Source organism: Zobellia sp. B3R18 (assembly GCF_018860715.1).
Lineage (GTDB): Bacteria > Bacteroidota > Bacteroidia > Flavobacteriales > Flavobacteriaceae > Zobellia > Zobellia russellii.
Genome location: NZ_JAHKQG010000011.1, coordinates 1,659,230 through 1,682,839 on the forward strand (window position 1 = coordinate 1,659,230; position 23,610 = coordinate 1,682,839).

16 protein-coding genes are annotated in these 23,610 nt (G+C 38.4%); 12 read left to right on the plus strand and 4 right to left on the minus strand.

What is annotated here, in order from left to right; all coding sequences use genetic code 11:
• Positions 1-151: 151 nt before the first annotated feature.
• From KO513_RS13385 to KO513_RS13415, 7 genes are all read left to right on the plus strand, one after another.
• Complete coding sequence (locus KO513_RS13385; protein WP_215913777.1) at positions 152-1,183, plus strand: LacI family DNA-binding transcriptional regulator; 1,032 nt, start codon at positions 152-154, stop codon at positions 1,181-1,183.
• Positions 1,184-1,256: 73 nt separating this feature from the next.
• On the plus strand, positions 1,257-1,919 hold the full coding sequence (gene pgmB / locus KO513_RS13390) for a beta-phosphoglucomutase (protein WP_215913778.1): 663 nt from the start codon (positions 1,257-1,259) through the stop codon (positions 1,917-1,919).
• A gap of 31 nt (positions 1,920-1,950) precedes the next feature.
• Positions 1,951-4,254 carry a glycoside hydrolase family 65 protein gene (locus KO513_RS13395; protein ID WP_215913779.1) on the plus strand — a complete coding sequence of 768 codons (2,304 nt, stop codon included), beginning with the start codon at positions 1,951-1,953 and terminating at the stop codon, positions 4,252-4,254.
• A 3-nt stretch (positions 4,255-4,257) separates the two neighbouring features.
• Positions 4,258-6,036: an alpha-amylase family protein gene (locus KO513_RS13400; protein WP_215913780.1), complete on the plus strand. Its 1,779-nt coding sequence runs from the start codon at positions 4,258-4,260 to the stop codon at positions 6,034-6,036.
• A gap of 60 nt (positions 6,037-6,096) precedes the next feature.
• Positions 6,097-6,792 (plus strand): glycerophosphodiester phosphodiesterase, encoded by a 696-nt coding sequence (locus KO513_RS13405; RefSeq protein WP_215913781.1) that lies wholly within the window; start codon positions 6,097-6,099, stop codon positions 6,790-6,792.
• The gene (locus tag KO513_RS13410; RefSeq protein ID WP_215913782.1) at positions 6,792-8,066 is read left to right on the plus strand and encodes an NAD(P)/FAD-dependent oxidoreductase; all 1,275 of its coding nucleotides are present in this window, start codon (positions 6,792-6,794) and stop codon (positions 8,064-8,066) included. The genes KO513_RS13405 and KO513_RS13410 overlap by 1 nt, the downstream gene beginning before the upstream one ends.
• Entirely contained in the window at positions 8,067-8,606 is a 540-nt protein-coding gene (locus tag KO513_RS13415; protein WP_215913783.1) for a DUF1697 domain-containing protein, read from the plus strand. It abuts the gene before it with no gap.
• 8 nt (positions 8,607-8,614) lie between these two features.
• On the opposite strand, the gene KO513_RS13420 is transcribed toward KO513_RS13415, so the two are convergent.
• Complete coding sequence (locus tag KO513_RS13420) at positions 8,615-9,088, minus strand: TspO/MBR family protein (RefSeq protein WP_215437726.1); 474 nt, start codon at positions 9,086-9,088, stop codon at positions 8,615-8,617.
• 92 nt (positions 9,089-9,180) lie between these two features.
• Between KO513_RS13420 and KO513_RS13425 the strand changes: the two genes are divergently transcribed.
• The 5 genes from KO513_RS13425 (at position 9,181) to KO513_RS13445 (ending at position 14,230) form a co-directional block, all read left to right on the plus strand.
• Complete coding sequence (locus tag KO513_RS13425; protein WP_215913784.1) at positions 9,181-10,266, plus strand: diphosphomevalonate/mevalonate 3,5-bisphosphate decarboxylase family protein; 1,086 nt, start codon at positions 9,181-9,183, stop codon at positions 10,264-10,266.
• Positions 10,267-10,550: 284 nt separating this feature from the next.
• Complete coding sequence (locus KO513_RS13430; RefSeq protein WP_215913785.1) at positions 10,551-11,489, plus strand: mevalonate kinase family protein; 939 nt, start codon at positions 10,551-10,553, stop codon at positions 11,487-11,489.
• 11 nt (positions 11,490-11,500) lie between these two features.
• On the plus strand, positions 11,501-12,406 hold the full coding sequence (locus KO513_RS13435) for a geranylgeranylglycerol-phosphate geranylgeranyltransferase (RefSeq protein ID WP_215913786.1): 906 nt from the start codon (positions 11,501-11,503) through the stop codon (positions 12,404-12,406).
• Entirely contained in the window at positions 12,406-13,356 is a 951-nt protein-coding gene (locus tag KO513_RS13440; RefSeq protein ID WP_215913787.1) for a carbon-nitrogen hydrolase family protein, read from the plus strand. Before KO513_RS13435 ends, KO513_RS13440 begins: the two co-directional genes overlap by 1 nt.
• A 25-nt stretch (positions 13,357-13,381) precedes the next feature.
• Positions 13,382-14,230 (plus strand): pseudouridine synthase, encoded by an 849-nt coding sequence (locus KO513_RS13445; RefSeq protein WP_215437745.1) that lies wholly within the window; start codon positions 13,382-13,384, stop codon positions 14,228-14,230.
• Between the two features lie 167 nt (positions 14,231-14,397).
• On the opposite strand, the gene KO513_RS13450 is transcribed toward KO513_RS13445, so the two are convergent.
• The 3 genes from KO513_RS13450 to KO513_RS13460 are packed head-to-tail and all read right to left on the minus strand — an operon-like array spanning position 14,398 to position 23,563.
• Positions 14,398-14,943 carry a hypothetical protein gene (locus tag KO513_RS13450; RefSeq protein WP_215913788.1) on the minus strand — a complete coding sequence of 182 codons (546 nt, stop codon included), beginning with the start codon at positions 14,941-14,943 and terminating at the stop codon, positions 14,398-14,400.
• Positions 14,944-14,952: 9 nt separating this feature from the next.
• Positions 14,953-15,885, minus strand: a complete 933-nt coding sequence (locus tag KO513_RS13455; RefSeq protein ID WP_215913789.1) for a PorP/SprF family type IX secretion system membrane protein — start codon at positions 15,883-15,885, stop codon at positions 14,953-14,955.
• 4 nt (positions 15,886-15,889) lie between these two features.
• Positions 15,890-23,563: a BspA family leucine-rich repeat surface protein gene (locus KO513_RS13460; RefSeq protein WP_215913790.1), complete on the minus strand. Its 7,674-nt coding sequence runs from the start codon at positions 23,561-23,563 to the stop codon at positions 15,890-15,892.
• Between the last annotated feature and the right edge of the window lie 47 nt (positions 23,564-23,610).

Consider the following 23,610-nt stretch of genomic DNA (forward strand, 5'->3'; position numbering starts at 1 on the left):
GAATTGATATCTATTTCAAATATACAGTTTTTCTTTTTAATTAAAAAAGTGCTAAAATTACCTGTTAAACACCTGAGGTTGTTAAAAAAAATGAGAAGGTTCTCATTTACTCATTTTATAGTTTATTTTCACTATCCAAAAGTTATAAGATTTGAAACGAAAGATTACTTTAAAACAAATTGCTAAAGAATTAGAGGTATCTATCTCTACGGTTTCAAAAGCGCTAAAAGATAGCGATGAGATAAGTGCTGACACTAAGCAAAAGGTAAAGGCCTTTGCAAAATTGTATAATTACAGGCCCAATACTATAGCCTTAAGCCTTAAAAACAGAAAGACAAAGAATATAGGTGTTGTTATTCCAGATATAGTACATCATTTTTTCACTACGGTTTTTAGAGGTATTGAGAAGTGTGCTAATGAACATGGCTATAACGTGGTTGTATGTGTGTCTGATGAATCGTACGAAAAGGAAGTGTTCAACATGGAACTTCTTGCCAATGGTAGTATAGACGGCTTTATTATGTCCGTTTCTGCGGAAACTCAGCAGAAGAATGACTTTAGCCACTTAAAAGAAGTAATGGAACAGGGTTTTCCGTTGGTTCTTTTTGATCGTGTCATTGATGAAATTAAGTGCGATAAAGTAGTGATGAACGATGAACAGATTGCTTACGATGCGACTGTGAAAATGTTGGCCGAAGGAAAGAAGAAAATAGCACTGGTCACTACTGAAAGTTATTTTAACGTTAGCGAAAAGAGGGCAGAAGGTTATAAAAGGGCTCTTCTGGACCATAACATAGCCTATGATGAAAAGTTAACCTTAGTTTTGCCTTTTAAAGGAATAGAAGAGTCCTATATAGAGAACTTTGTTGAAAATGAAAGTTTTGATGGGGTGTTGTGTGTTAATGAAATTTTTGCAGTACTGTTTATGGGCGCAGCTCAAAAGAAGGGGCTTAAGATTCCAGAAGATGTTTCGGTAATTGGCTTTACGGACGGACTTTTGTCCCGCTACTCCTCTCCAACATTAACAACTGTTGCCCAACACGGAGAGAAAATGGGAGAAAGGGCGGCTGAGATGTTAATTGAAAAGCTTGAGAACGAAATTGGTTTTGATGAAGAGGAAGTCTATAAAACAGAAGTTATAGAGGCAACTCTTCTAGAAAGAGGCTCTACTATAAATAAATAGATGTTGGTCCAATACTGCTGGATTAATTTTTTAAGGAGTTGCCTATTATTATAATCTAATACGTTGAAACTATATGAGCACATCCGCATTTATATTTGACCTAGACGGCGTAATTGTAGACACCGCAAAGTATCATTACTTAGCTTGGAAGAAACTGGCCAATGAATTGGGTTTTGAATTCACAAAAGAGCAGAATGAATTATTTAAAGGCGTAAGCCGTAAAAGGTGTTTGGAAATCCTTTTGGATATTGGAGGCATTACGGCCACCCAAGAACAATTTGATACTTGGATGGTTGAGAAGAATGAAGACTATCTAGAATACATAGAAAAAATGGATGCGTCCGAAGTTCTACCGGATGTGCCTAAGGTCTTAAATTTTTTAAAGGAAAGGAATATTCCTATTGCCCTTGGCTCGGCAAGTAAAAACGCACGGCCCATTTTGGAAAAAGTAAATCTTTTGTCTTATTTTGATGCCATTGTAGACGGCAATGACGTAACCAAAGCAAAACCTGACCCAGAGGTTTTCTTGATTGCGGCCCGTAAGTTAGGCGTTGCACCGGAAAAATGTCTTGTTTTTGAGGATGCAGTGGCAGGTATACAAGCGGCGAACAATGCAAATATGGTAAGTATTGGTATTGGAGACGCCCAGGTTCTCTCCGAAGCGAATTATAATTTCAACGACTTTACGGAGATGAGCCTAGATTTTCTGGAAAGCTTAATGTCGGCCAAGGCATAAGCCCATTTTTTCACCCCTAAATTTAAACGAAATGCAAGAGTATATAAAAGCGGACCCTTGGTCAATTATTGAAGAAGGTTTTGATAAAGAATTGGTCAAATCATCAGAAAGTATTTTCAGTATTGGTAACGGAGCTATGGGGCAACGGGCCAATTTTGAAGAGCCGTATTCGGGAGATACTTTTCAAGGGAGTTATATAGCTGGGGTCTATTATCCGGATAAAACCCGCGTTGGCTGGTGGAAAAATGGATATCCAGAGTATTTTGCCAAAGTTCTGAACGCACCTAATTGGATCGGAATAGAGGTTTTTATAAACGGAGAACCTTTAGATTTAAATACCAGCAAAAAAGTAGATAATTTCAGTAGGGAACTAAATATGAAAGAAGGCTGGTACCGTCGTGTTTTTACGGCCGTTCTGCCTAATGATGATAAGGTTTCCGTTAAAGTAACACGTTTCCTGTCTTTGGATTTAGACGAGGTTGGGGCTATTAAATATGAAATAACACCCGAAAATGGCGATGCGGAAATTAAGTTTGTTCCTTATCTAGATAGCGGTATTACAAATGAAGATTCCAATTGGGACGATAAGTTTTGGAACACTACTTCGGTGACTTCAGAAGGCAAGCAGGCTTTTATAGAAGCGCATACTATGAAAACGCATTTTGAGACCTGCACGTTTATGGAAAGCAGGTTGTTCCTTAATGGGGAGGCTCAAGAACATCATCCAGTGGAACAGATTTCCGAACTGCGTGTTGGCCACGAATATGTACAAACTGCTAAACAAGGAGATACTTTAGCGCTCCATAAGTTAGGAGGATATGTAGTTTCTCGTAATCATAATGTATCTGCATTAAGGGAAGCTTCTAAAAAAGCTTTGCTCAAAGGTTTTGATCTAGGGTTTGAAGCGTTGTTGGATAGACAAAAGCAAGCCTGGGCCAAAATATGGGAGATGAGCGATATCACTATAGATGGCGATGTAAAAGCGCAACAAGGCATCCGGTTCAATATTTTTCAGTTGAACCAAACCTATTTGGGCAAGGATTCACGTTTAAATATTGGACCTAAGGGGTTTACGGGAGAAAAGTACGGCGGAAGTACCTATTGGGATACGGAAGCGTATTGTATTCCTTTTTACATGGCTACCAAAGATCAAAACGTGGCTCGTAGTTTATTGAAATACAGATACAATCACCTTGAAAAAGCTATTGAGAACGCTCAGAAATTAGGTTTTTCAAATGGAGCGGCCCTTTATCCAATGGTTACCATGAACGGTGAGGAATGTCATAATGAATGGGAAATCACTTTTGAGGAAATACACCGTAACGGGGCTATAGCCTTTGCCATTTATAACTATTACCGCTTTACGGGAGACTACTCTTATATCCCGGAAATGGGGTTAGAGGTACTTATTGGTATTGCCCGTTTCTGGCACCAACGAGCCAGCTTTTCTTTGGCCAAGAACAAATATGTTATTTTGGGGGTTACGGGACCCAACGAATATGAGAATAATGTAAACAATAACTGGTATACGAACTATCTGGCCAAATGGTGTATTGACTATACCATAAAGCAGTTACAACAGGTTGAAGACGGTTATAATGAGGATTACCAAAGGGTAATCGGCAAGGTCAAACTTACGGACAATGAAGTAGGACAATGGCAAAAGGTAGCGGATAATATGTATTTTCCGTATTCCGAGGAAAAAGGTGTTTTCTTGCAACAGGACGGATTTTTGGACAAAGAGCTGATTACGGTTAGTGAGCTGCCCAAAACACAAAGACCTATCAATCAAAAATGGAGTTGGGACCGCATTTTACGTTCGCCCTATATTAAACAGGCCGATGTTCTCCAGGGCTTTTATTTCTTTGAAGACCATTTTTCGGAGAAGGAATTGGAAAAGCATTTTGATTTTTATGAGCCTTTTACGGTACATGAATCCTCTTTATCGCCATGCGTACATAGCATTCAGGCTGCAAAATTAAATCGTATGGAGCAGGCCTACACATTCTATTTGAGAACTTCCAGATTAGATTTGGACGATTATAATAAAGAAGTGGAAGAGGGCTTGCACATTACCTCTATGGCCGGTACTTGGATGAGTATTGTAGAAGGCTTTGGAGGAATGAGGGTGGTAGACGATAAGCTTTCTTTTGAGCCCAAGATACCAGAGCAATGGCAGGCCTATTCGTTTAAAATCAACTTTAGAAATAGAATTCTTAAAGTAACTGTGAAAAATGGTGGTACCGAGTTTCTGCTTAACGGTCAGGAAGATATGTCTATCCGCTTGAACGGAGAACGTGTAGTGCTAACCCCTAATCAAGTGAAAGTAGTTTAAAGCATGGGGCGGAATAAAAAGAAGGTTGTATATCATGTGTTTACTAGGTTGTTCGGTAATACCAATACAACTAATAAGCCGTGGGGAACCATTGAAGAGAACGGGGTAGGGAAGTTTTCGGATTTTTCAAAAAAGGCCTTGCAGGAAATTAAAAACCTGGGTGTAACCCACATATGGTATACAGGAGTGCCCCACCATGCCGTAATTAATGATTATACGGCATATGGAATATCTAATGACGATCCGGATGTAGTAAAAGGAAGAGCAGGATCGCCGTATGCCGTAAAGGATTATTACAATGTAAATCCCGATTTGGCAAAAAATCCGGAAAATAGGCTGAAAGAGTTCAAGAATTTGATCGGCCGTACACATAAAGAAGGTCTAAAGGTAATTATTGACATCGTTCCCAACCATGTGGCACGGAAGTATAAAGGCGGTTCAACTCCTGAGGGTAAGGAGCCTTTTGGAGCGTCAGACGATACATCGGTAGAATATCATCGGGACAATAACTTTTATTATATTCCCAATACTCCTTTTCAAGTACCAGAATGGCGTGATGGGTATTTGCCATTGGGCGGGGAAAACCATGAAGGGGTAGACCATAAGTTTTATGAAAACCCGGCAAAATGGACGGGCAATGGTTCGCGTTTGGCGCAACCGGACTTTAGTGATTGGTACGAGACCGTAAAAATAAATTATGGGGTAAGACCGGATGGTCATTATGATTTTGATGTTTTACCAGATGATTTTGGTGGGAAGGACTATAAGGCCCATTTTGAGTTTTGGGAAGAAAGGTCTGTTCCGGATTCTTGGAAAAAGTTTAAGGACATTGCACTATACTGGATAGAAATGGGCGTAGACGGTTTCCGTTATGATATGGCCGAAATGGTACCCGTGGAGTTTTGGAGTTACATGAATTCCAATATTAAAATGAAAAATCCGGATGCCTTTTTAATGGCCGAAGTCTATAACCCCCACGAATACAGAAATTATATTTTTAGAGGGAAAATGGATTACCTCTATGATAAGGTAGAAATGTACGATTCCCTAAAAGGAATTATGCAAGGCCATGGTTGGACGGATCACGTTCCTGTTATAAAGAACGGTACGCAAGATATTGAACATCACTTATTGCATTTCTTGGAAAACCATGATGAGCAGCGTATTGCTTCTCCAGATTTTGCCGGTGATGCAAACAAAGGAAAACCTGCAATGGTGGTTTCGGCCACTATGACCACCGCTCCGGTAATGATTTATTTTGGACAAGAGGTAGGCGAGCCTGCTGCGGAAAATGCTGGATTTGGAAGCCCTACACGGACTTCAATTTTTGACTATATAGGAGTGCCGCACCATCAAAGATGGGTGAACAATAAAAAGTTTGACGGAGGCCAGCTCTCCAAAGAAGAGGCTGAGTTACGGGATTTTTATCAGCGTTTATTGTCTTTTACCGTTAATAGTAGTGCCCTAATGGGGGCATATCAAGACATTCACTTTTACAATAAAGACCATACGGTATATTACAACCATCACGTACTTTCATATGTACGTTGGTCCAATAGTGAAAAGCTTATAGTCATTTCAAACTTTGATGCCAATGACTGGTTTGGTTTTGAATTAAAACTTCCAGAAAATATTGTTTGTGAATGGCAATTGCCAGATGGGGAACATATCATTACTGATGTACTTTACGGAGTGGAGAAAACCTTAAAAGTGCAAAACGGTTCCGCCCAAGTACGCATAGATATTAATCCTCTGGAATCTTTTATTTTCACTGTAAAATAGTATATCATGAATAAGTTGTCAATTCTGACTATCTTTTGTGCACTAGTTCTATCAAGTTGTATGGAAAACAAGAAACCATTAGTTATTGGGCACCGCGGAGCCATGGGCCATGAAACCGAAAATACCATAGCTTCTATTGAGAAAGCCATGGAGATGGGTGTGGATATGTTGGAGATTGACGTTTTTAAAATAAAGAGCGGTGAAATTGTGGTCTTTCATGATGATACGGTAGAGCGCTTAACCGATGGAAAAGGTGAAATAGAAAAGTATACCCTTAACGAGCTAAAAGCTTTAACCGTAGAGGGCGGGCATAAAATACCCATGCTACAAGAGGTTCTGGATGTTATGGCCGGAAAGACCCAATTGAATATTGAACTAAAAGGAAGGAATACGGCCGTTGATGTGAATAGAATGATGGGAGCCGAAGTAAAATCGGGTAAATGGCAACTGAACGATTTTATTATTTCCAGCTTTGAGTGGGATGAGTTGCGGGATATGCGAAAGGCAAATAAAGAAGTAAGAATTGCTGTTTTAATTGAAGGTAACCCACTGGACGCACTGGAGGTTGGCCGTGAATTGAATGCTGAAGCTATTAATCCTAGCTTTAAGAAACTTACCGCAGAGAATAACATAAAGATAAAAGAGGCCGGTTTTAAGATTTATCCTTGGACGGTAAACGAGCCACAAGATATTCTACAAATGAAACGCTTTGGCGTTGATGGTATTATTACCAATTATCCAGAACGTATTTATTAATGTTTGATGTTATCGTTATTGGCGGAGGTGCCGCAGGGTTTTATACGGCTATTCATATTGCGGAGGCAAAACCACATCTTAAAATTGCAATTTTAGAACGGGGCAAGGATGTCTTGGGAAAAGTAAAGGTTTCCGGTGGAGGACGTTGTAACGTAACCCATGCAGAATTTGACCCAAGGGAGTTGACCAAAAACTATCCAAGGGGAGAAAAAGAACTTATAGGCCCTTTTCATACCTATTGTAGCGGTGATACCATAGCTTTTTTTGAAGAAAGGGGAATAACCCTCAAAATAGAATCGGACGGGCGCATGTTCCCGGAATCGGATTCTTCCCAGACCATTATCGATTGTTTTTTGAACGAAACAAACCGTTTGGGTGTTAAAATTTTAAAACACAGCGCGGTTTCCAAAATTGAAAAAAAGGAGGATATAGAAGGGTTTAAAATAACCACTATTAAACATAGTTATGAGTGTGAAAAACTTGTAGTGGCAACAGGAAGTAATCCTAAAGTTTGGAAGCTTCTAGAAAATATGGGCCATACAATTGTGCCTGCGGTGCCCTCTCTGTTTACGTTTAATTGCAAAGACCAGCGTATTGCTGGTATTCCCGGGGTAAGTACATTGGCACAGGTAGAGATATTCCAAAATCAAGTGTACAACTCAAAAGTTACCACACGATTAAAAAGCAAAAAATCCAAACTGCCCATTTTAACTTCGGATGGGCCACTTCTTATTACGCATTGGGGTTTAAGCGGACCGGCAATTTTAAAACTATCGGCATGGGGTGCACGTTTATTGAATGACATGCACTACAAATTTAAGATACGGGTAAATTGGCTTCCGGATTATAACTTTGAGGGACTCATGGGACTGTTTTTGGAAATTAAGGAGGTAGAGGCCAAAAAAACCGTTTTAAGAACCAAGGCACTTGAAGTTCCCCGTAGGTTGTGGACCAATCTGGTACGGGCTTCCGGTATTGATGAGACGGATAAATGGGCCGATGTTACCAAAAATCAATTGGAGAAATTAGCGCATCAACTTGTAGAATGCGAGCTTAAAATTGATGGAAAAAGTACCTTTAAGGAAGAGTTTGTCACTGCAGGCGGTATCGATTTAAAAGAAGTGAATTTCAAGACGTATGAGAGTAAAAAGCTGCCCGGTATGTATTTTGCTGGCGAGGTCATTAATGTAGATGCTATTACGGGAGGTTTTAATTTCCAAAATGCTTGGACGGGCGGGTATATTGCCGCACAGGCCGTAGTTAACAGTTTTTAAATGAGTGTTTATATTGCTTTGTTAAGGGGAGTAAACGTAAGCGGGCAGAAGAAAGTACCTATGGCAGCGTTGAGGTCTATGTTAACTGAAATGGGTTTTTTAAATGTAAAAACCTATATACAAAGTGGTAATGTGGTTTTTGAAAGTGAGGAAGTAAGCACTGCTACTTTAGAAGTTTCAATTGCTGAAAACATTAAAAGAACTTTTGGTTTTGATGTGCCTGTTCTGGTAAAATCAAGAAGCGACTTTCAGGATATTTTCAATAGTAATCCTTATACGGATTTGGATGCCATTGCCCAGAAACAAGTGTATTTTGTTTTGTTGAAAAATCTGCCCGAGCAAGGACTTGTTGATGCTTTTAGTACAGAAACCTATGCCCAAGAGGAGTTTGCGATAACGTGTTATTGTGTGTATTTATGGTGTAAAACAGGATACGGAAAAGCAAAATTGAACAACAATCTTGTAGAGAGAAAGTTAAAGGTTGAAGCCACTACCCGAAATTATAACACCATGGTAAAGCTACTTGAAATGTCTTCTTGAAACGGTAGTTAGTTCAGTTCCCAAAGTTTGTAGTTCAGAACGGTTGCAAAACATACCCAAAGCAGATAGGGCACCAATAACCAAGCGGCAGGTTTGCTTACCACTTTAAACCATTTTATGGTAATGGCAAGTACAATAAGCAAAGTGATAATTACCAATAGTGCCAAGAGCGGTTCTTTAAGGCCAAAGAAAACAATACTCCATGCCGCATTTAAGAGCAATTGAAATCCAAAATGGTAAAGTGCGGTCTGTACCCATAAATGGTAAAGACCCTTTGCCCAAACAATACCGGCGGCTACGCCCATCATAATGTAAAGAACGGTCCATACGGGCGCAAACACCCAGTTAGGCGGATTAAAGCTAGGTTTATTTAGGGTGGTAAACCAGTCGTTTACGGAGCTTTGGGTAGCAAAACTAGATAGGAACCCAATAGCAAGGCAAATACTTACGGCGCATATAATGTAGAGGGCTTTCTTTTTCAAAATATAAAGCGTTTACCCCTAAAATAGTGATTTATTCCATTGATGGTTATCACAATCTTGGTAAAAACTATCTTTGCACAAAATATTTCGCGATGACCGAGAAAGAATTTATTCCCTCTCCTTATACAAAGTCCGTTTTATCCGGAAAAACCACCTATAAATCACCAAGTAATATTGCTTTGGTAAAATATTGGGGGAAGAAGGAAAACCAGATTCCAGCTAATCCTTCCATTAGTTTTACTTTAAACGAATGTGCTACGGTAACAACGGTAACTTATGAGAGATTAAACGAGCCAAGTAATAGCTTTTTCTTTGATGTTGCTTTGGATGGAAAAGTAGAGGAAAATTTCAAACCGAAAATCAGTACTTTTTTTGAGCGGGTATATCAGTATCTTCCGTTTTTAAAGGAGTATCAGTTTAAGATAGAAACCTCTAATTCCTTTCCGCATAGTAGTGGTATAGCTTCATCGGCGTCAGGTATGAGCGCATTGGCACTTTGTCTAATGGAGATAGAGCGCAATTTAAACCCTGAAATGACTCAGGATTATTTTAATCAAAAGGCATCTTTTTTGGCAAGATTAGGTTCAGGGAGTGCCGCGCGGAGTATAAAAGGTAGTTTAGTGCAATGGGGCGTACATGCCAAAATTGAGGGAAGTTCCAACTTGTACGGAGTTGAATATCCACATAAAGTACATTCTGTTTTTCAAAATTATTGCGATACCATTTTATTGGTAGACAAAGGCCAAAAACAGGTGAGCAGTACGGTAGGGCATGACCTAATGCACGGGCATCCTTTTGCGGAACAACGGTTTCATCAGGCCCATGAAAACCTTTTAAAGCTAGAAACGGTTTTAGCCGAAGGTGATTTAAACGGGTTTATTTCTATTGTTGAAAGCGAAGCCCTAACGCTTCATGCTATGATGATGACAAGTCAACCTTATTTCATCCTCATGAAGCCCAATACACTTGAAATTATTAATAAAATATGGGCATTCCGCGAGGATTCTAAAACCCATGTCTGCTTCACTTTGGATGCCGGGGCCAATGTTCATGTACTCTATCCTGAAGATGAGAAAGCGCAAGTGCAAGAATTTATTGAGGATGAGTTAGCGGTGTATTGCCAAAACGGACAATTTATTCATGACTTTGTAGGAAACGGCGCTCAAAAAATAAACTAAGAACTTCATAATTTAATAGAAGTTAGGCCGTTCAAGCTTCAAGAAAAATATGTTGTTTTGATCCATTATGTATCATAAAACGTACATATAGCGTATCTTTAAGTAGGTGCATAACATGAATTGGCTGCAGATGGGTAAGGTTTTTGCTTTAAACCGGACTAAGTATGCCGGGGTTTATGTGTTTTAACAGATAAAATTATAACGTTAATCGTGTAGTGGGGCAGAATTGTAGAATCATCAAAAGTATATTTTGTATTTTTGCACCGTAGCTAACCAACTATATAATGAAAGGACCATTATTTTATTCGAAAATACTTCTCTTTGGAGAATATGGGATTATTAAAGATTCCAAAGGACTTTCCATTCCCTACAATTTTTTTAAGGGAGCTTTAAAGACGGATGAAAACCCGTCTGAAACGGCTAAGGAATCTAATGCTAGTCTTCGTGAATATGTAGGTTACTTAGAGATGATTCATAAAAATAGTCCTGATTTAGTTTCCTTTGATTTTGTTTCTTTAAAAGCGGATGTTGAAGGGGGTATGTATTTTGATAGTTCCATCCCGCAAGGATATGGTGTAGGCAGTAGCGGCGCACTTGTTGCTGCTATTTATGATAAATACGCACAGGATAAGATTACGGTTCTTGAAAACCTTACCAGAGAGAAATTACTTAGGTTAAAGGCAATTTTCGGAAAAATGGAATCTTTTTTCCACGGAAAATCTTCTGGTCTAGATCCTTTGAACAGTTATTTGAGTATTCCTATTCTTATCAATTCTCAGGATAATATAGAATCTGCCAGCATACCTACCCAAAATCCGGAAGGAAAAGGGGCAGTGTTTTTGTTGGATAGCGGCTCAACGGGCGAAACGGCTCCCATGATTCAAATTTTCATGGAGAAAATGAAACAAGAGGGCTTCCGTAACATGCTTAAAGACCAGTTTATCAAACACACAGATGCTTGTGTGGAAGATTTTGTAAGCGGAAATGTAAAATCGCTTTTTGGCAACCTAAAACAATTGTCTCACGTGGTGCTTGATAATTTTAAGCCTATGATACCGGCAAAGTTTCATGACCTATGGAAAAAAGGTATTGAGAGCAATGACTATTATCTAAAACTTTGTGGTTCCGGTGGTGGTGGCTACATTCTAGGTTTTGCCGAAGATTTGGATAAAGCTAAAAAAGCATTGAAGGGCTACAATTTGGAAGTGGTTTACAACTTCTAAAATCACAATACATGCTCAGTAGAAAAAATAGGCTTTTACTATTAAAGGTATTCAGTCTGTTTTCTGTTGTTCGCGGATACAATATTCTCATGATTGTTTTAGCGCAGTACTTGGCGTCTATCTATATTTTGGCACATCAACTACCTGTGCGGGAAGTTGTCTTTGATCTAAACCTTTTTATTATCGTAATAGCTTCGGCCTTGGTAGTCGCCAGCGGTTATATTATCAATAATTTTTACGATGCGGAGAAAGATTTGATCAACAAACCCAGAAAGAGTATGATCGATCGGTTTGTTGGCCAACAGTTTAAGTTAACCACTTATTTTATCCTTAATTTTTTGGCGGTTATAGCGGCAAGTTATGTATCGTTTAAGGCGGTATTTTTCTTTTCGGCCTATATTTTCGGGATATGGTTTTACTCACATAAATTAAAAAAAATGCCTTTTGTGGGCAACTTTGTCTCCGCTACCTTGGCCATAGCTCCCTTTTTCGCCGTCTTTGTGTATTACAAAAATTTTGAAAACGTAATTTTTGTGCATGCCATGTTTTTGTTTTTATTGATTTTGGCAAGAGAGATGATCAAAGACTTGGAAAATATAAAAGGAGATTTGGCCCAGAACTATAAGACCATTCCTATTTTGTATGGCGGTAAGGTTTCTAAAACTCTTATTTCTGTATTGATTTTGCTAACCTTGGTTCCTTCACTTTTGTTAATACTAAAGTTTGATGTAGGGTATATGCATTACTATTTTATGGCCTGCGTGCTACTTTTATTGTTATTCTTAGTTTTATTGGTAAAATCAAAATCTAAGAAAGACTATGTTTGGCTGCATAACATCCTTAAGCTTATTATCATAGTAGGAGTTTTTAGTATTCTCTTGATTGATGTAGACCTAGTATTAAATCGAATTTTATAATGGAAAATAGATTGAGAGTGGCTCTGGCCCAGATTTCACCAGTTTGGTTGGACAAAGCAACGACACTAAAGAAAATTGAGGCCACTCTTCGGGAAGCTGCAAACGAAAAAGCGGAACTTGTAGTTTTTGGCGAGGCCCTTTTGCCCGGTTATCCTTTTTGGTTGGCCTTAACGGATGGAGCCGCTTGGGATACCAAAGTGAATAAAGAATTACATGCGCACTATGCACGAAATTCTGTGCAAATTGAACTAGGTGAGTTGGATTCTGTGTGTCTTTTGGCAAAGGAACATAAGATTGCGGTGTATTTGGGCATTATTGAAAGAGCCCAAAACAGGGGAGGTCATAGTCTCTATTGCTCTTTGGTTTATATTGATGCCGCGGGCGAAATCAAATCCGTTCACCGTAAATTACAACCCACCTATGACGAACGATTAACATGGGCTCCCGGAGATGGTAACGGACTACAAGTACACCCGCTTAAACAATTTACCGTTGGCGGACTTAATTGTTGGGAGAATTGGATGCCTTTACCGCGTACGGCCCTTTACGGACAGGGCGAGAATTTACATATTGCCGTTTGGCCGGGTAGTGACCATAATACAAAAGATATAACCCGTTTTATAGCGCGGGAATCACGCAGTTTTGTAATATCTGTATCCTCATTGATGAAAAGATCCGATTTTCCTGAAACTACACCACATTTGCAAGAAATATTGAAAAAGGCACCCGAGGTCATGGCCAATGGAGGTTCTTGTATTGCAGGTCCTGATGGGGAATGGTTGCTTGAGCCTGTTTTGGATAGGGAAGGGCTGTTGTATCATGACCTTGATTTTAACAGGGTTTATGAAGAACGCCAGAATTTTGACCCGGTTGGGCACTACTCAAGACCTGATATTACGAAGCTTAGCGTAAATAGAGAGCGTCAATCTACCGTAGAGTTCAAAGATTAAAGCTACCTTTGCATAAATTTTAGATATGGGCAGATCAGATTCCAACAATGATAAGAGAGCTTCGGGAAGACAAGGTGGTACTTTCCGCAAGAAGAGTTATGCGCGTGGTAATGCACCAATACGGAAAAAAACGGAACAAGAACCAAAAAAACCATCGGACCCTAACGTTATCCGCTTGAACAAATATGTAGCCAACTCAGGAGTGTGTTCACGTAGAGAAGCGGATATTTATATTTCAGCGGGTAGTGTAACCGTAAACGGAAAGCCCGTGGTTGAAATGGGGTATAAAGTAAAACTTACGGATGAGGTTAAGTTTGATGGACGTTTGCTGAACCCCATTAAGAAAGAGTACGTACTGCTTAATAAACCCAAAGATTTTACGACCGCTGCACGAAATGAGCACGGTAGGCGTACCGCTCTAGGTTTAATTTCCAAAGCTACCAAAACGGAGCTTCTGCCTGTAGGTAAGCTAAGTAAGGATACCACAGGGCTCTTACTTTTTACAAATGACGGCGAGTTGACCAAACGTTTGAACAGTCCTAAAAACGGATTGCGAAAGATATTTCATGTTGAACTCAATAAGCCTTTACGTAGTGCCGATTTAAAAAAGATTCAGGAAGGAATACTTGTTGATGAAAAGGTAATTAAGGTACAGGATATTAGTTTTGTAGATAAAGCGCCCAAGAACCAAATAGGTATGGAAATCTTCAGTACCCGTACCAACATTGTACAACGTATTTTTGAGACTCTAGGGTACGAAATCGTAAAATTGGACCGCGTAGTTTATGCGGGACTTACCAAAAAAGACTTGCCTAGAGGACACTGGCGTTACCTAACGGAGCAAGAGGTGGTTAATTTGGGTATGATCAAATAATTTATCGCCAGAGATAGGTTGAATTTGATAACCATAAAGTAAGATTAAGGTAACTTTTGAAACGTGCGAAAGTTACATCTTTGTATCATAGTTTATTTGTTTAAGTAAACAACAGCAAGCCTTAAGACCGATATTCGTATCGGTTTTGTCTTTTCTGCAACTCTCGCTTAATTGGATAACAAGTTCCATTCTTCCCAATCGTGGGGTTCTTTACGGCCATCCCAAAAATATTTATAGGGTAGTGCTTTTTCTTGCCATGGAGCAAGTGCGTAAATGTAGTAATTATCGTTATGGTCATAAAGGCCATAAGTAGGGTTCTCTCCCCAGAAAAATTCAAATTTTACAGTCTCTTTTAGTTCGGGAATATAAACGCTTCCCAATACAATAGAATGTGTTGAGCCACTAACGGGTGTTGTAAATGCTTTTGTTTTTTCAATATTTAATGAAGCCCCAATGGGCAGTTTATAAATGGGTTTGTTGGTCTCGTAAAAATTAGTGTTAGTTAAGTCTAAGATATACGGGTTTTCTAAAGAATGCTGGTGTATGGTTATATAGCATTCATGTTTGGTTACTAAGGTTTTATTGATGATTGTGTTATAAGGGAATTTATTGGATAAATCCTCTGTTTTTGTCCTAAAAACCAAGTAAAAAGAGCTCACTATTATAGCTGCACCAAAAAGGAGGGACCCAATAATTATTTTTTTTATGGACATAGTTGAAATTTAGTCTAATGCATAACCATCCCCAAATTGATAGCTCAAAATAATTCCGTGGGTATTCCCTAGCGAAGAATCATTAGTAGCCAAATTGTAGTTATATATGGCCCGTACATTATCAAATAAATAAATGCCTGCTAAAAAGTTTAAAGAATTATTGGTCCTATATCCCGTACCTAATTCAAATTTGTTTCTAAAACTCACAGCAACATTTAAATCCGCCTGTAATGCGGCACCATTCTCATGCTTTATGAGAACGTTGGGCTTTATCATTAAATCTTGAAAACGATTGTTGAAAAAGCGATACCCAAAATATCCATAATAAGGACTATTTAATTTTAATGAATCGTCTGAAGCTAACGCATCCCCTAAGATATTTGGCGTTGAAAATCCTACATAAAACGAAGCGTGATTAAATAAAAATCCCAAACCAATTGTTGGTATGGTAGCATTGATGTCCTGTGCAAAATTTGGGTCGCCTACTATGCCTAGTTGGGTTAAGTTGTCTTGGTATTGTTGAAGACCTGCGGTAATCCCAAAGGATAATACCCCTGCATCATAAAGTTGCCAATAAGGTCTGTTACTTTTAAAGTCAAAGAATATTTTATAGGAATAGGATGCAAAGAAATTTGTGGAAGTAGTTACTCCTATCTGATCTCTTATGAGACCGGCGCCTAGACCAATCTTATTCCGGTTCAAAGATCCATGACCACTCAAAGAGAAGCTTTTAGGGCTACCCTCTATCTGATTAAAAAATCCCGAATTGCTTAATGAAATTTCTGTGTTTTGGGTTAAACCCGCATAAGCGGAATTTAATATAAACGGATTGTAATTGTACTCTGTAAATGTTGGTGTTTGTTGCCCAAACACAGAATTATAGGAGGTAAGAGACAGCAGAACACCTAGTGCCAGCGTGCCAATTTTTTGGTTTAGTTTCATTGGATTAACGCTTGATTACTACGTACCCTGTAGTTTTTTTAAGAATAGTTTCGCCTTCAATCTGAATGTGGAAGAAATAAGTTCCTGCCGGTAATTTTCCTGCACCCATTTTGGTCTTTAAATTGGCCTCACCACGGAAAACATTGGAGTTATTGTCGTAGTTGTTTATTTGAAAAACGGCATCTCCCCATCTGTTGTAAATCATTACCACGTTTTCTGGGTAGTACTCAATATTATCTATATGCCAATATTCATTTATTCCATCTCCATCCGGTGAGAAGCCATATTTGGTGTCATCTTCCGGTATAACCGTAGTAAAAGACTGTTCTTCACATTGTAACGCGTCACCTGCATTATTGTATGGAACAATATTTATATAAATTTGTGTATCAAGAGGTAACTCCTCTGTGTGTGTATATGTTGTAGTATTACCTAAATCTTGATTGTTCAGGATTTCAGTTCCACCTGGAGTTGTTCCGATTGATAAGCGATAACCTTCTGTTTTATCTATTGCGTTCCATGAAATGCTACTTTCTAACGGTACATTGTTTTCTCCATTGAACGGACTGGACAATTGAGTACATCCCGGAGCTATTATTTCCGTTTCAAAACTTTCTGTTGTACAATCAATAGCGCTTCCGGAAGTGTTGTATGGGGTAATGGTAACATAAATTAAACTTTCGGAAGGTAAATTTTCAGCAAAGGTATAGCTGGTTAAAGAAGCTACGTCTTCATTGTTTACAATATCGGTACCGTTTAGATATGTACCTACTGAAATTCGATAACCATCGGCATCTGAACTTGTATTCCATGAAATATCTGTGATGACAGAAACATCAGTTGCATCGTTTAGAGGAACTGTTAAATTGGTGCAAGAAGGTATTGGCCGTATTACAAAACTTTCCGAGGTACATCCCATCGCATCACCTACTTCATTGTACGGAGTAATGGTAACCGTAACATTTTCCCCTTCATCAAAATCATTTGGAAGAACATAAGTGGTATCTGTTGTGTCATAATTGGAAATGTCATTTGCGGTACTATTGCTACCATCAATAGTTAATCTATAACCATCAGCGTCTATAACTGGATTCCAACTAATTTCGCTTGTAGTTTGTATGATATCTCCATTTACAGGAGATACCAAGTTGGTACACATGGGTATGGTCTTTATAGTGAAACTCTCCGAAGTACACCCAATGGCGTCTCCAACATTATTGTAAGGAACAATGGTAACTGTAACCGTTTCGCCTTGTTCAAAATTATTTGGAAAACTATAGGATGTTCCGGTTGATAAAACTAAATCGGTTACGTTATTACCCGTACTGCTACTTGCTAATACGGTTAACTTGTATCCATTTGCTTCGGTAATAGGTTGCCATTCCAAATTTGTGTCAACAGCTACATCAATGGTGCCATTTGTAGGGGTGGTTAAATAGGTGCATGGCGGTACGGCCTCAATAATAAAGCTTTCAGAAGTACACCCAATAGCATCTCCCACTTCGTTATATGGGGTAATGGTAACCGTAACGGTTTCACCTTGTTCAAAATTATTGGTAAAATCATAGGTTGTAGTTGTAGTATCAAAATCTGTTAGGTTGTTTGCGGTGCTGCTACTGCCGGTTACAGATACTTTATAACCCGTAGCATCTGTTACAGTATTCCAGGTAATATCAGAATCTAGTGCAATATCTATAGAACCATTTGTGGGTGAACTTAGAGCTGTGCAAGTAGGCACAGATTTTATTGTAAAACTTTCCGAAGTACACCCAATAGCATCCCCAACGGAGTTATATGGTATAATGGTTACGGTAACAGTTTCTCCTTGTTCAAAATCATTAGCGAAAATATATGTGGTACCCGAAGTTATATCAACATTTGTTATATTGTTTAACGTGCTATTACTTGCCATAACGGTAAGTTTATAACCGTCTGCATCTGTGCTTGCATTCCATTCTAAATTGGTGCTTGGGGCAATATCAACAGCTCCTGCCGTTGGTGTTATTAAAGTAGTACACGTTGGTATTGGAGGAGGAACAATAGTAAAGCTCTCCGAGGTGCATCCAATAGCATCACCAGTATCGTTGTATGGCGTAATAGTGACAGTAACAGTTTCACCTCTTTCAAAGTCATTTGCAAAAGTGTGTGTAGTACCTGATATGATATCAACATCTGTTAAATTATTGGCAGTACTACTGCTAGCAGTTACCGTTAATTTATAGCCATTAGTGTTGCCACTAGGGTTCCATTCAATATTAGAGTCTACCGCAATATTTGTTGCTCCGTTTGCAGGCGTTAATAATGTTGTACAAAGCGGCACACCATCGGTAGTAAAACTTTCTTCTGTACAGCTCATGGCGTCGCCATTATCATTGTACGGAGTAACACTTACATAAATTGTTGTGCTCTCGGGTAAATCAGCAGCAAGATCGTGAATTAAAACATCGCCAACATCGCCAGAATAAATATCAGAACTGCCTGAAGATGTACCTACGGATAATTTGTACCCCGTAGCAGAAGTTATTTCGGCCCATGTTAAATTGGTATCAGGGGCAACCGCCGTTGCTCCATGTATTGGCGCAGATAAACTTGTGCATGACGGAGGACTCGTAGAATCTCCTGTAGTAAAGGTTTCTTCTATACAACCTGTTGCATCACCTTCTGCATTATACGGAATAATAGTTACGTAATGCATCCTAGCTTCTTGTAAATCTCCAGGAATATCATACGTGGTAAAATTACCAACGTCAATATTGTTTACTACTTCAATTCCACCAGAAGTAGTTCCAACAACTACTAAATATCCAGTAGCGTTAGATACCGCTGTCCAACTTAATTGCGTATCAATAGGTACGTCAGTTGCACCATTCAATGGAGTTGTTAAATTTGTACAAACCGGTGGTACAGGAATTATTTCCGTATGGAAACTTTCTTCGGTACAACTTGTGGCATCGCCCTCATCGTTGTAAGGAATAATAGTCACGAAAATATCACTGTCTTCAGGCAAGTCTGTTGCAAATTCGTAAGTGGTAATATTACCAACATCTTCCGAATTTAGAATGTCGTTTGCCCCTGCTGAGTTTCCTACTGTTATTTTATAGCCATCTGCGTTGGAAATAGGGTTCCAACTTAGGTCTGTGGTTACAGCAACATCAGTTACTCCATCTAAAGGCTCAATTAAAGTAGTACAATCTGGTATGGTTGCCGGATTACTTGATATAGTAAAACTTTCTTCGGTACATGGACCAACAGCATCTCCTTCTGTATTAAAAGGAATTAAGGTTACGTAGACTACATCTCCAGTATTGAAATCGGATGCAAACTCGTATGAGGTTTCATTAGTTATAGTGGCATTATTTACAATATCGTTGCCTCCTGAGCTTGTGCCTACTGTTAAACGGTATCCTTCTGCGTATAAAGCGTGTTCCCACGTAATATTTGTATTTACCGGTACATCTGTATCGCCATTAAGCGGAGAGGTTAATAGGGTACAATCTGGTATGGGACAATCGCGAACATCTTGGTTAAATGTCCAACCAAAATTATCGATCATAGCTTGTCTTTCTTCCTGTGCATCACAATAAGGTAAATCTTCTGCACCAAGTGTAATACCAGGAGTTAGGTTTTGCTCTGACCAAGCAATTAAAGTGTTGTCGTAGTTTTCTCTAACCAGAGCAGTATGGTCTAGCATGTCACTCATATTGGTAACATTACTAACATCCCATTCTGCCAAACTTTGGTTTAAAGCAATGGCATTATCAAACATAGCATGCATTGTTACTAAACCTGGATTCCATAAATCCATAGGTTGGTTGTATGCCGATGCATTTCTGAACATATAATCCATGTTCTCTACTCCAGAAATACGCCAGTTATTTAGGTCTTGGTTAAAGATGGTTGCGCCGCTGAACATTTCTTCCATAGTAGTAACACCACGAACATTCCAATCACCAATATTTTCATTAAAGGCTATTGCATCTTTAAACATATCTTCCATAGTAGCTACAGAAGCTACGTTCCAAGAGTTCATGGTTTGGTTATATGATGTTGCTCCATTGAACATGGCTTCCATAGTGGTTACAAAGGAAACATCCCAAGGGTCAATGTTTTGGTTAAAGGTAGAAGCTCCCATAAACATTTCTTGCATGGTTAATGCTTCACCAGTATTCCAATTAGATAGCGGTTCATTAAATGCTAGAGCGTTTTTAAACATCGCTTCAAAATTGGTTACTACTGCAGTGTTCCAATTATTTAAATCTTGATTAAAAACTTCGGCATCTTCAAACATAGATTCCATAAGGGTTACAGAACTAACGTTCCATGTACTTATAGGTTGGTTGAATAGTACAGCATCTTCAAACATAGAAGTCATATTTGCTACTGCACTTACATCCCAGCTATCTAAGGGTTGGTTAAATACTGATGCACCACGAAACATACTAGACATGTTTACCACGGAATTTACGTCCCAACTGTTTAGTGGTTGGTCAAAACTTGAAGCATTGTTAAACATGGAGGACATATTAGTTACATTGGTAACATTCCAACCATTAATATTTTGATTAAAATTATCTGCTCCGTTGAACATAGAATTCATATCTGTTACAGATGATACATTCCAATTATTTAAAGGTTGATTAAAGGCATCTGTATTGTTAAACATTAAAGCCATGTTTGTTACGTTAGTAACATTCCAACCATTAATATTTTGATTAAAGTCTATTGCTCTCCTAAACATCATTGTCATGTTGGTTACGCTACTAACGTCCCAATTGTCTAAAGGCTGATTAAATGGAATGTCATATACAAAACCATCGAACATTTTAGACATATCGGTTACATTACTGACATCCCAATTATCTAGTGGTTGATTAAAAAGCAGTGCTCTTTCGAACATACTAGACATATCGGTTACATTACTAACATCCCAATTATTAATGTTCTGATTGAATAATTCGGTCTGTTCAAAAGTTCTGGACATATCCGTTACATTACTGGTATTCCAATTGTCAAGTGGTTGGTCAAAGGCATCCGCACCAAGAAACATTGTAGATATAGTTGTTACATTACTTATATCCCACTTATTTAATGGTTGATTAAAAGCTTGAGCTGCTAAGAAAACACCACTCATATTAGTAACATTACTAACATCCCAATCATTAATGTTACCGTTAAACAAAAAACAAGCACCAAACATATTTTGCATGCTTTCAACTTGTGTAAGATTAGGAATATCCGTTGCGTTGTATTCCATATTTTGGCAGTAATAGAACGTACTTTGCATAGATCCCCAAACCTGGTCTCCCCATTGGTCCATTGAAATAAGTTTTTTATTATCTCTATTGCTGGAACTGTGGTAAAATGCAGGGAAATCTCCAATGATTGCTATTGTATAAATTCCAGGGTTTAAATAAGAATGTGTTATATCATTTGTAACATTATTATCATACTGCCCATCTCCCCAATCAATATTAAAGTCGTATGTTAAATAGTCAGGATAGCCATCATTTAGTTCTATTCTATATTGATTTGCCGCAGAAGAACTGGTATCTAAATTTCTAGTATCAATAGTGATCTTAAAAACATCGGTTCTGTTAACCCAACTTTCAACTACAGTAAAACTAATTTCTTGGCATCCTACGGCATCCCCTTCACCATTATAAGGTACTACGGTAACATATACGGTGTCATTAGCCATAAATTCATTGGTAAAGTCTAAACCTACGGTATTTCCTACATCATAATTGTTAGCGGTATTTCCACCAATAGTAGCATAACTACGAACCCCACCACGTTCAATTTCTAAGGTAACTTTATACCCTGTGGCATTTGGTGCAGGATCCCACCGGATATCGCTATTTGCAGGTGTAGCTGTATCACTTGCATGCGGCATCGTAATATCGGTACAAAGTACATACGAACAGTTGACCGCATCTCCGGAGATTGTCCAGCCATCATCATCTATTAAACTTTGTCTTTGGCTTAAGGCATCGCAATATTGTAGGTTTGATGCGCCTAAATTTACTCCAGTATTTACAGTTTGACCAGCCCAACCAATTAATGTATTATCATAATTTTCCTGCGATATTCCACTATTTGACAACATATTTGTCATATTGGTCACAGAAGAAATATCCCAAATACCCAAGTTTTGGTTGAAAGTAATGGCAGAAGTGAACATACCGGACATATCGGTAATAATAGATGTATTCCAGCCCGTTATATCTTGATTAAAAGAACTTGCACGGTTAAACATGTTTTGGAAACTAGTAACATTGCTGAGGTTCCATAAATTTAATGGTTGATTGAAACTTGAAGCCCTATCAAACATTGATGAAACATTATTTACATTACTTATATTCCAATTATTTAGGGGTTGATTGAACACCTGTGCCTGTTGAAACATTGTGGACATGTTCGTGACACTGCTAACGTTCCACCCACTTATATCTTGATTAAATACATCTGTTAGCGAAAACATACCTGCCATATTAGTTACATTGCTAACATTCCATCCACTTATATCTTGGTTAAAACCAGAGTTATCTCTAAACATATAACTCATATCGGAAACATTACTTACGTTCCAATTATCTAAAGGGTGGTTGTAAACTTGATCCCAATACCAACCATCAAACATGCTAGACATATTGGTAGCATTAGTAACATTCCAATTGTTTAAGGGGTGATTAAAAGTTCTATGTCTTTGAAACATTTCTGAGAAATCTAGAACAGAAGATACATCCCAACTAGCTAAAGGGTGATTGTAAACGGCATGTCTAAACATTCCAGACATATTTGTTACACTAGCTACATTCCAATTACCAATAGGGTGGTTAAAAGCAGAACCATCAAACATGGACGACATATCTGTTACGTTGCTTACAATCCAATTATTTAATGGGAAATTGAACCTATTAGTATATCTAAACATAGCAGACATGTTTGTTACCTGAGCAACATTCCAATTGTTGATATTTTGGTTAAAATTACCAGCACTACTAAACATTGCGGACATGTTAGTTACAGCACCAGTATTCCAATTATCTAATGGCTCATTATATTGACCTGCACTAGTAAAAGTTTCAGACATATCTGTAACGTTACTTGTATCCCATAAATCTAAAGGTCTATTAAAGGTGTTACAATTTGCAAAAGTTCCAGAAAGATCAGTAATCGTACTTATATCCCATTCATTCACAATTCCATTGAATGAAGTTCCTCCTCTAAACATATTTTTAAATGAAGTTACTTGGGTCAAATCTGGTGAATCGATTAAATCAAAATTCATATTTGCACACCCAAAAAAAGCATTTTCCATAGTCTGCCATTGAATATCACCCCAAGCCAATATTTCAATGATTTTTAGTTTATCATTAGCCCGGTCATCATTAAAATAGATAGATGGGAAAGTGCCACTTATTTCAATTGTATAGGTGCCTGGTGCGGCATAGTCGTGAGTTATATTACCTGTTACCCCAGTATCCGTAGAACCATCTCCCCAATCTACATCATAATTGTAAGTAGTGTATGCGGGGTTGGTAGGTATGGTTATTTGGTTGTTAGCAGAAGAACCTGTTTCTGTGTTATTGGTATTCCAAATAGAGGTAAATGATTGGGCAACTGTGCTAGCGCTAAAAAATAAAAATAGCAGAATGGGCAGTAGGTTTTTAGTCATTTCTGGTTGGTTTGGGGTAGTATTCGCGTACAGGTTAGATAAAATGA

What these genes read in the sequence shown, in the direction of transcription:
- pgmB (WP_215913778.1), top strand. Translation starts at nt 1,257, where the DNA reads ATGAGCACATCCGCATTTATATTTGACCTAGACGGCGTAATTGTAGAC.
- KO513_RS13395 (WP_215913779.1), top strand. Translation starts at nt 1,951, where the DNA reads ATGCAAGAGTATATAAAAGCGGACCCTTGGTCAATTATTGAAGAAGGT.
- KO513_RS13400 (WP_215913780.1), top strand. Translation starts at nt 4,258, where the DNA reads ATGGGGCGGAATAAAAAGAAGGTTGTATATCATGTGTTTACTAGGTTG.
- KO513_RS13405 (WP_215913781.1), top strand. Translation starts at nt 6,097, where the DNA reads ATGGAAAACAAGAAACCATTAGTTATTGGGCACCGCGGAGCCATGGGC.
- KO513_RS13410 (WP_215913782.1), top strand. Translation starts at nt 6,792, where the DNA reads ATGTTTGATGTTATCGTTATTGGCGGAGGTGCCGCAGGGTTTTATACG.
- KO513_RS13415 (WP_215913783.1), top strand. Translation starts at nt 8,067, where the DNA reads ATGAGTGTTTATATTGCTTTGTTAAGGGGAGTAAACGTAAGCGGGCAG.
- KO513_RS13425 (WP_215913784.1), top strand. Translation starts at nt 9,181, where the DNA reads ATGACCGAGAAAGAATTTATTCCCTCTCCTTATACAAAGTCCGTTTTA.
- KO513_RS13430 (WP_215913785.1), top strand. Translation starts at nt 10,551, where the DNA reads ATGAAAGGACCATTATTTTATTCGAAAATACTTCTCTTTGGAGAATAT.
- KO513_RS13435 (WP_215913786.1), top strand. Translation starts at nt 11,501, where the DNA reads ATGCTCAGTAGAAAAAATAGGCTTTTACTATTAAAGGTATTCAGTCTG.
- KO513_RS13440 (WP_215913787.1), top strand. Translation starts at nt 12,406, where the DNA reads ATGGAAAATAGATTGAGAGTGGCTCTGGCCCAGATTTCACCAGTTTGG.
- KO513_RS13445 (WP_215437745.1), top strand. Translation starts at nt 13,382, where the DNA reads ATGGGCAGATCAGATTCCAACAATGATAAGAGAGCTTCGGGAAGACAA.
- KO513_RS13450 (WP_215913788.1), bottom strand. Translation starts at nt 14,943, where the DNA reads ATGTCCATAAAAAAAATAATTATTGGGTCCCTCCTTTTTGGTGCAGCT.
- KO513_RS13455 (WP_215913789.1), bottom strand. Translation starts at nt 15,885, where the DNA reads ATGAAACTAAACCAAAAAATTGGCACGCTGGCACTAGGTGTTCTGCTG.
- KO513_RS13460 (WP_215913790.1), bottom strand. Translation starts at nt 23,563, where the DNA reads ATGACTAAAAACCTACTGCCCATTCTGCTATTTTTATTTTTTAGCGCT.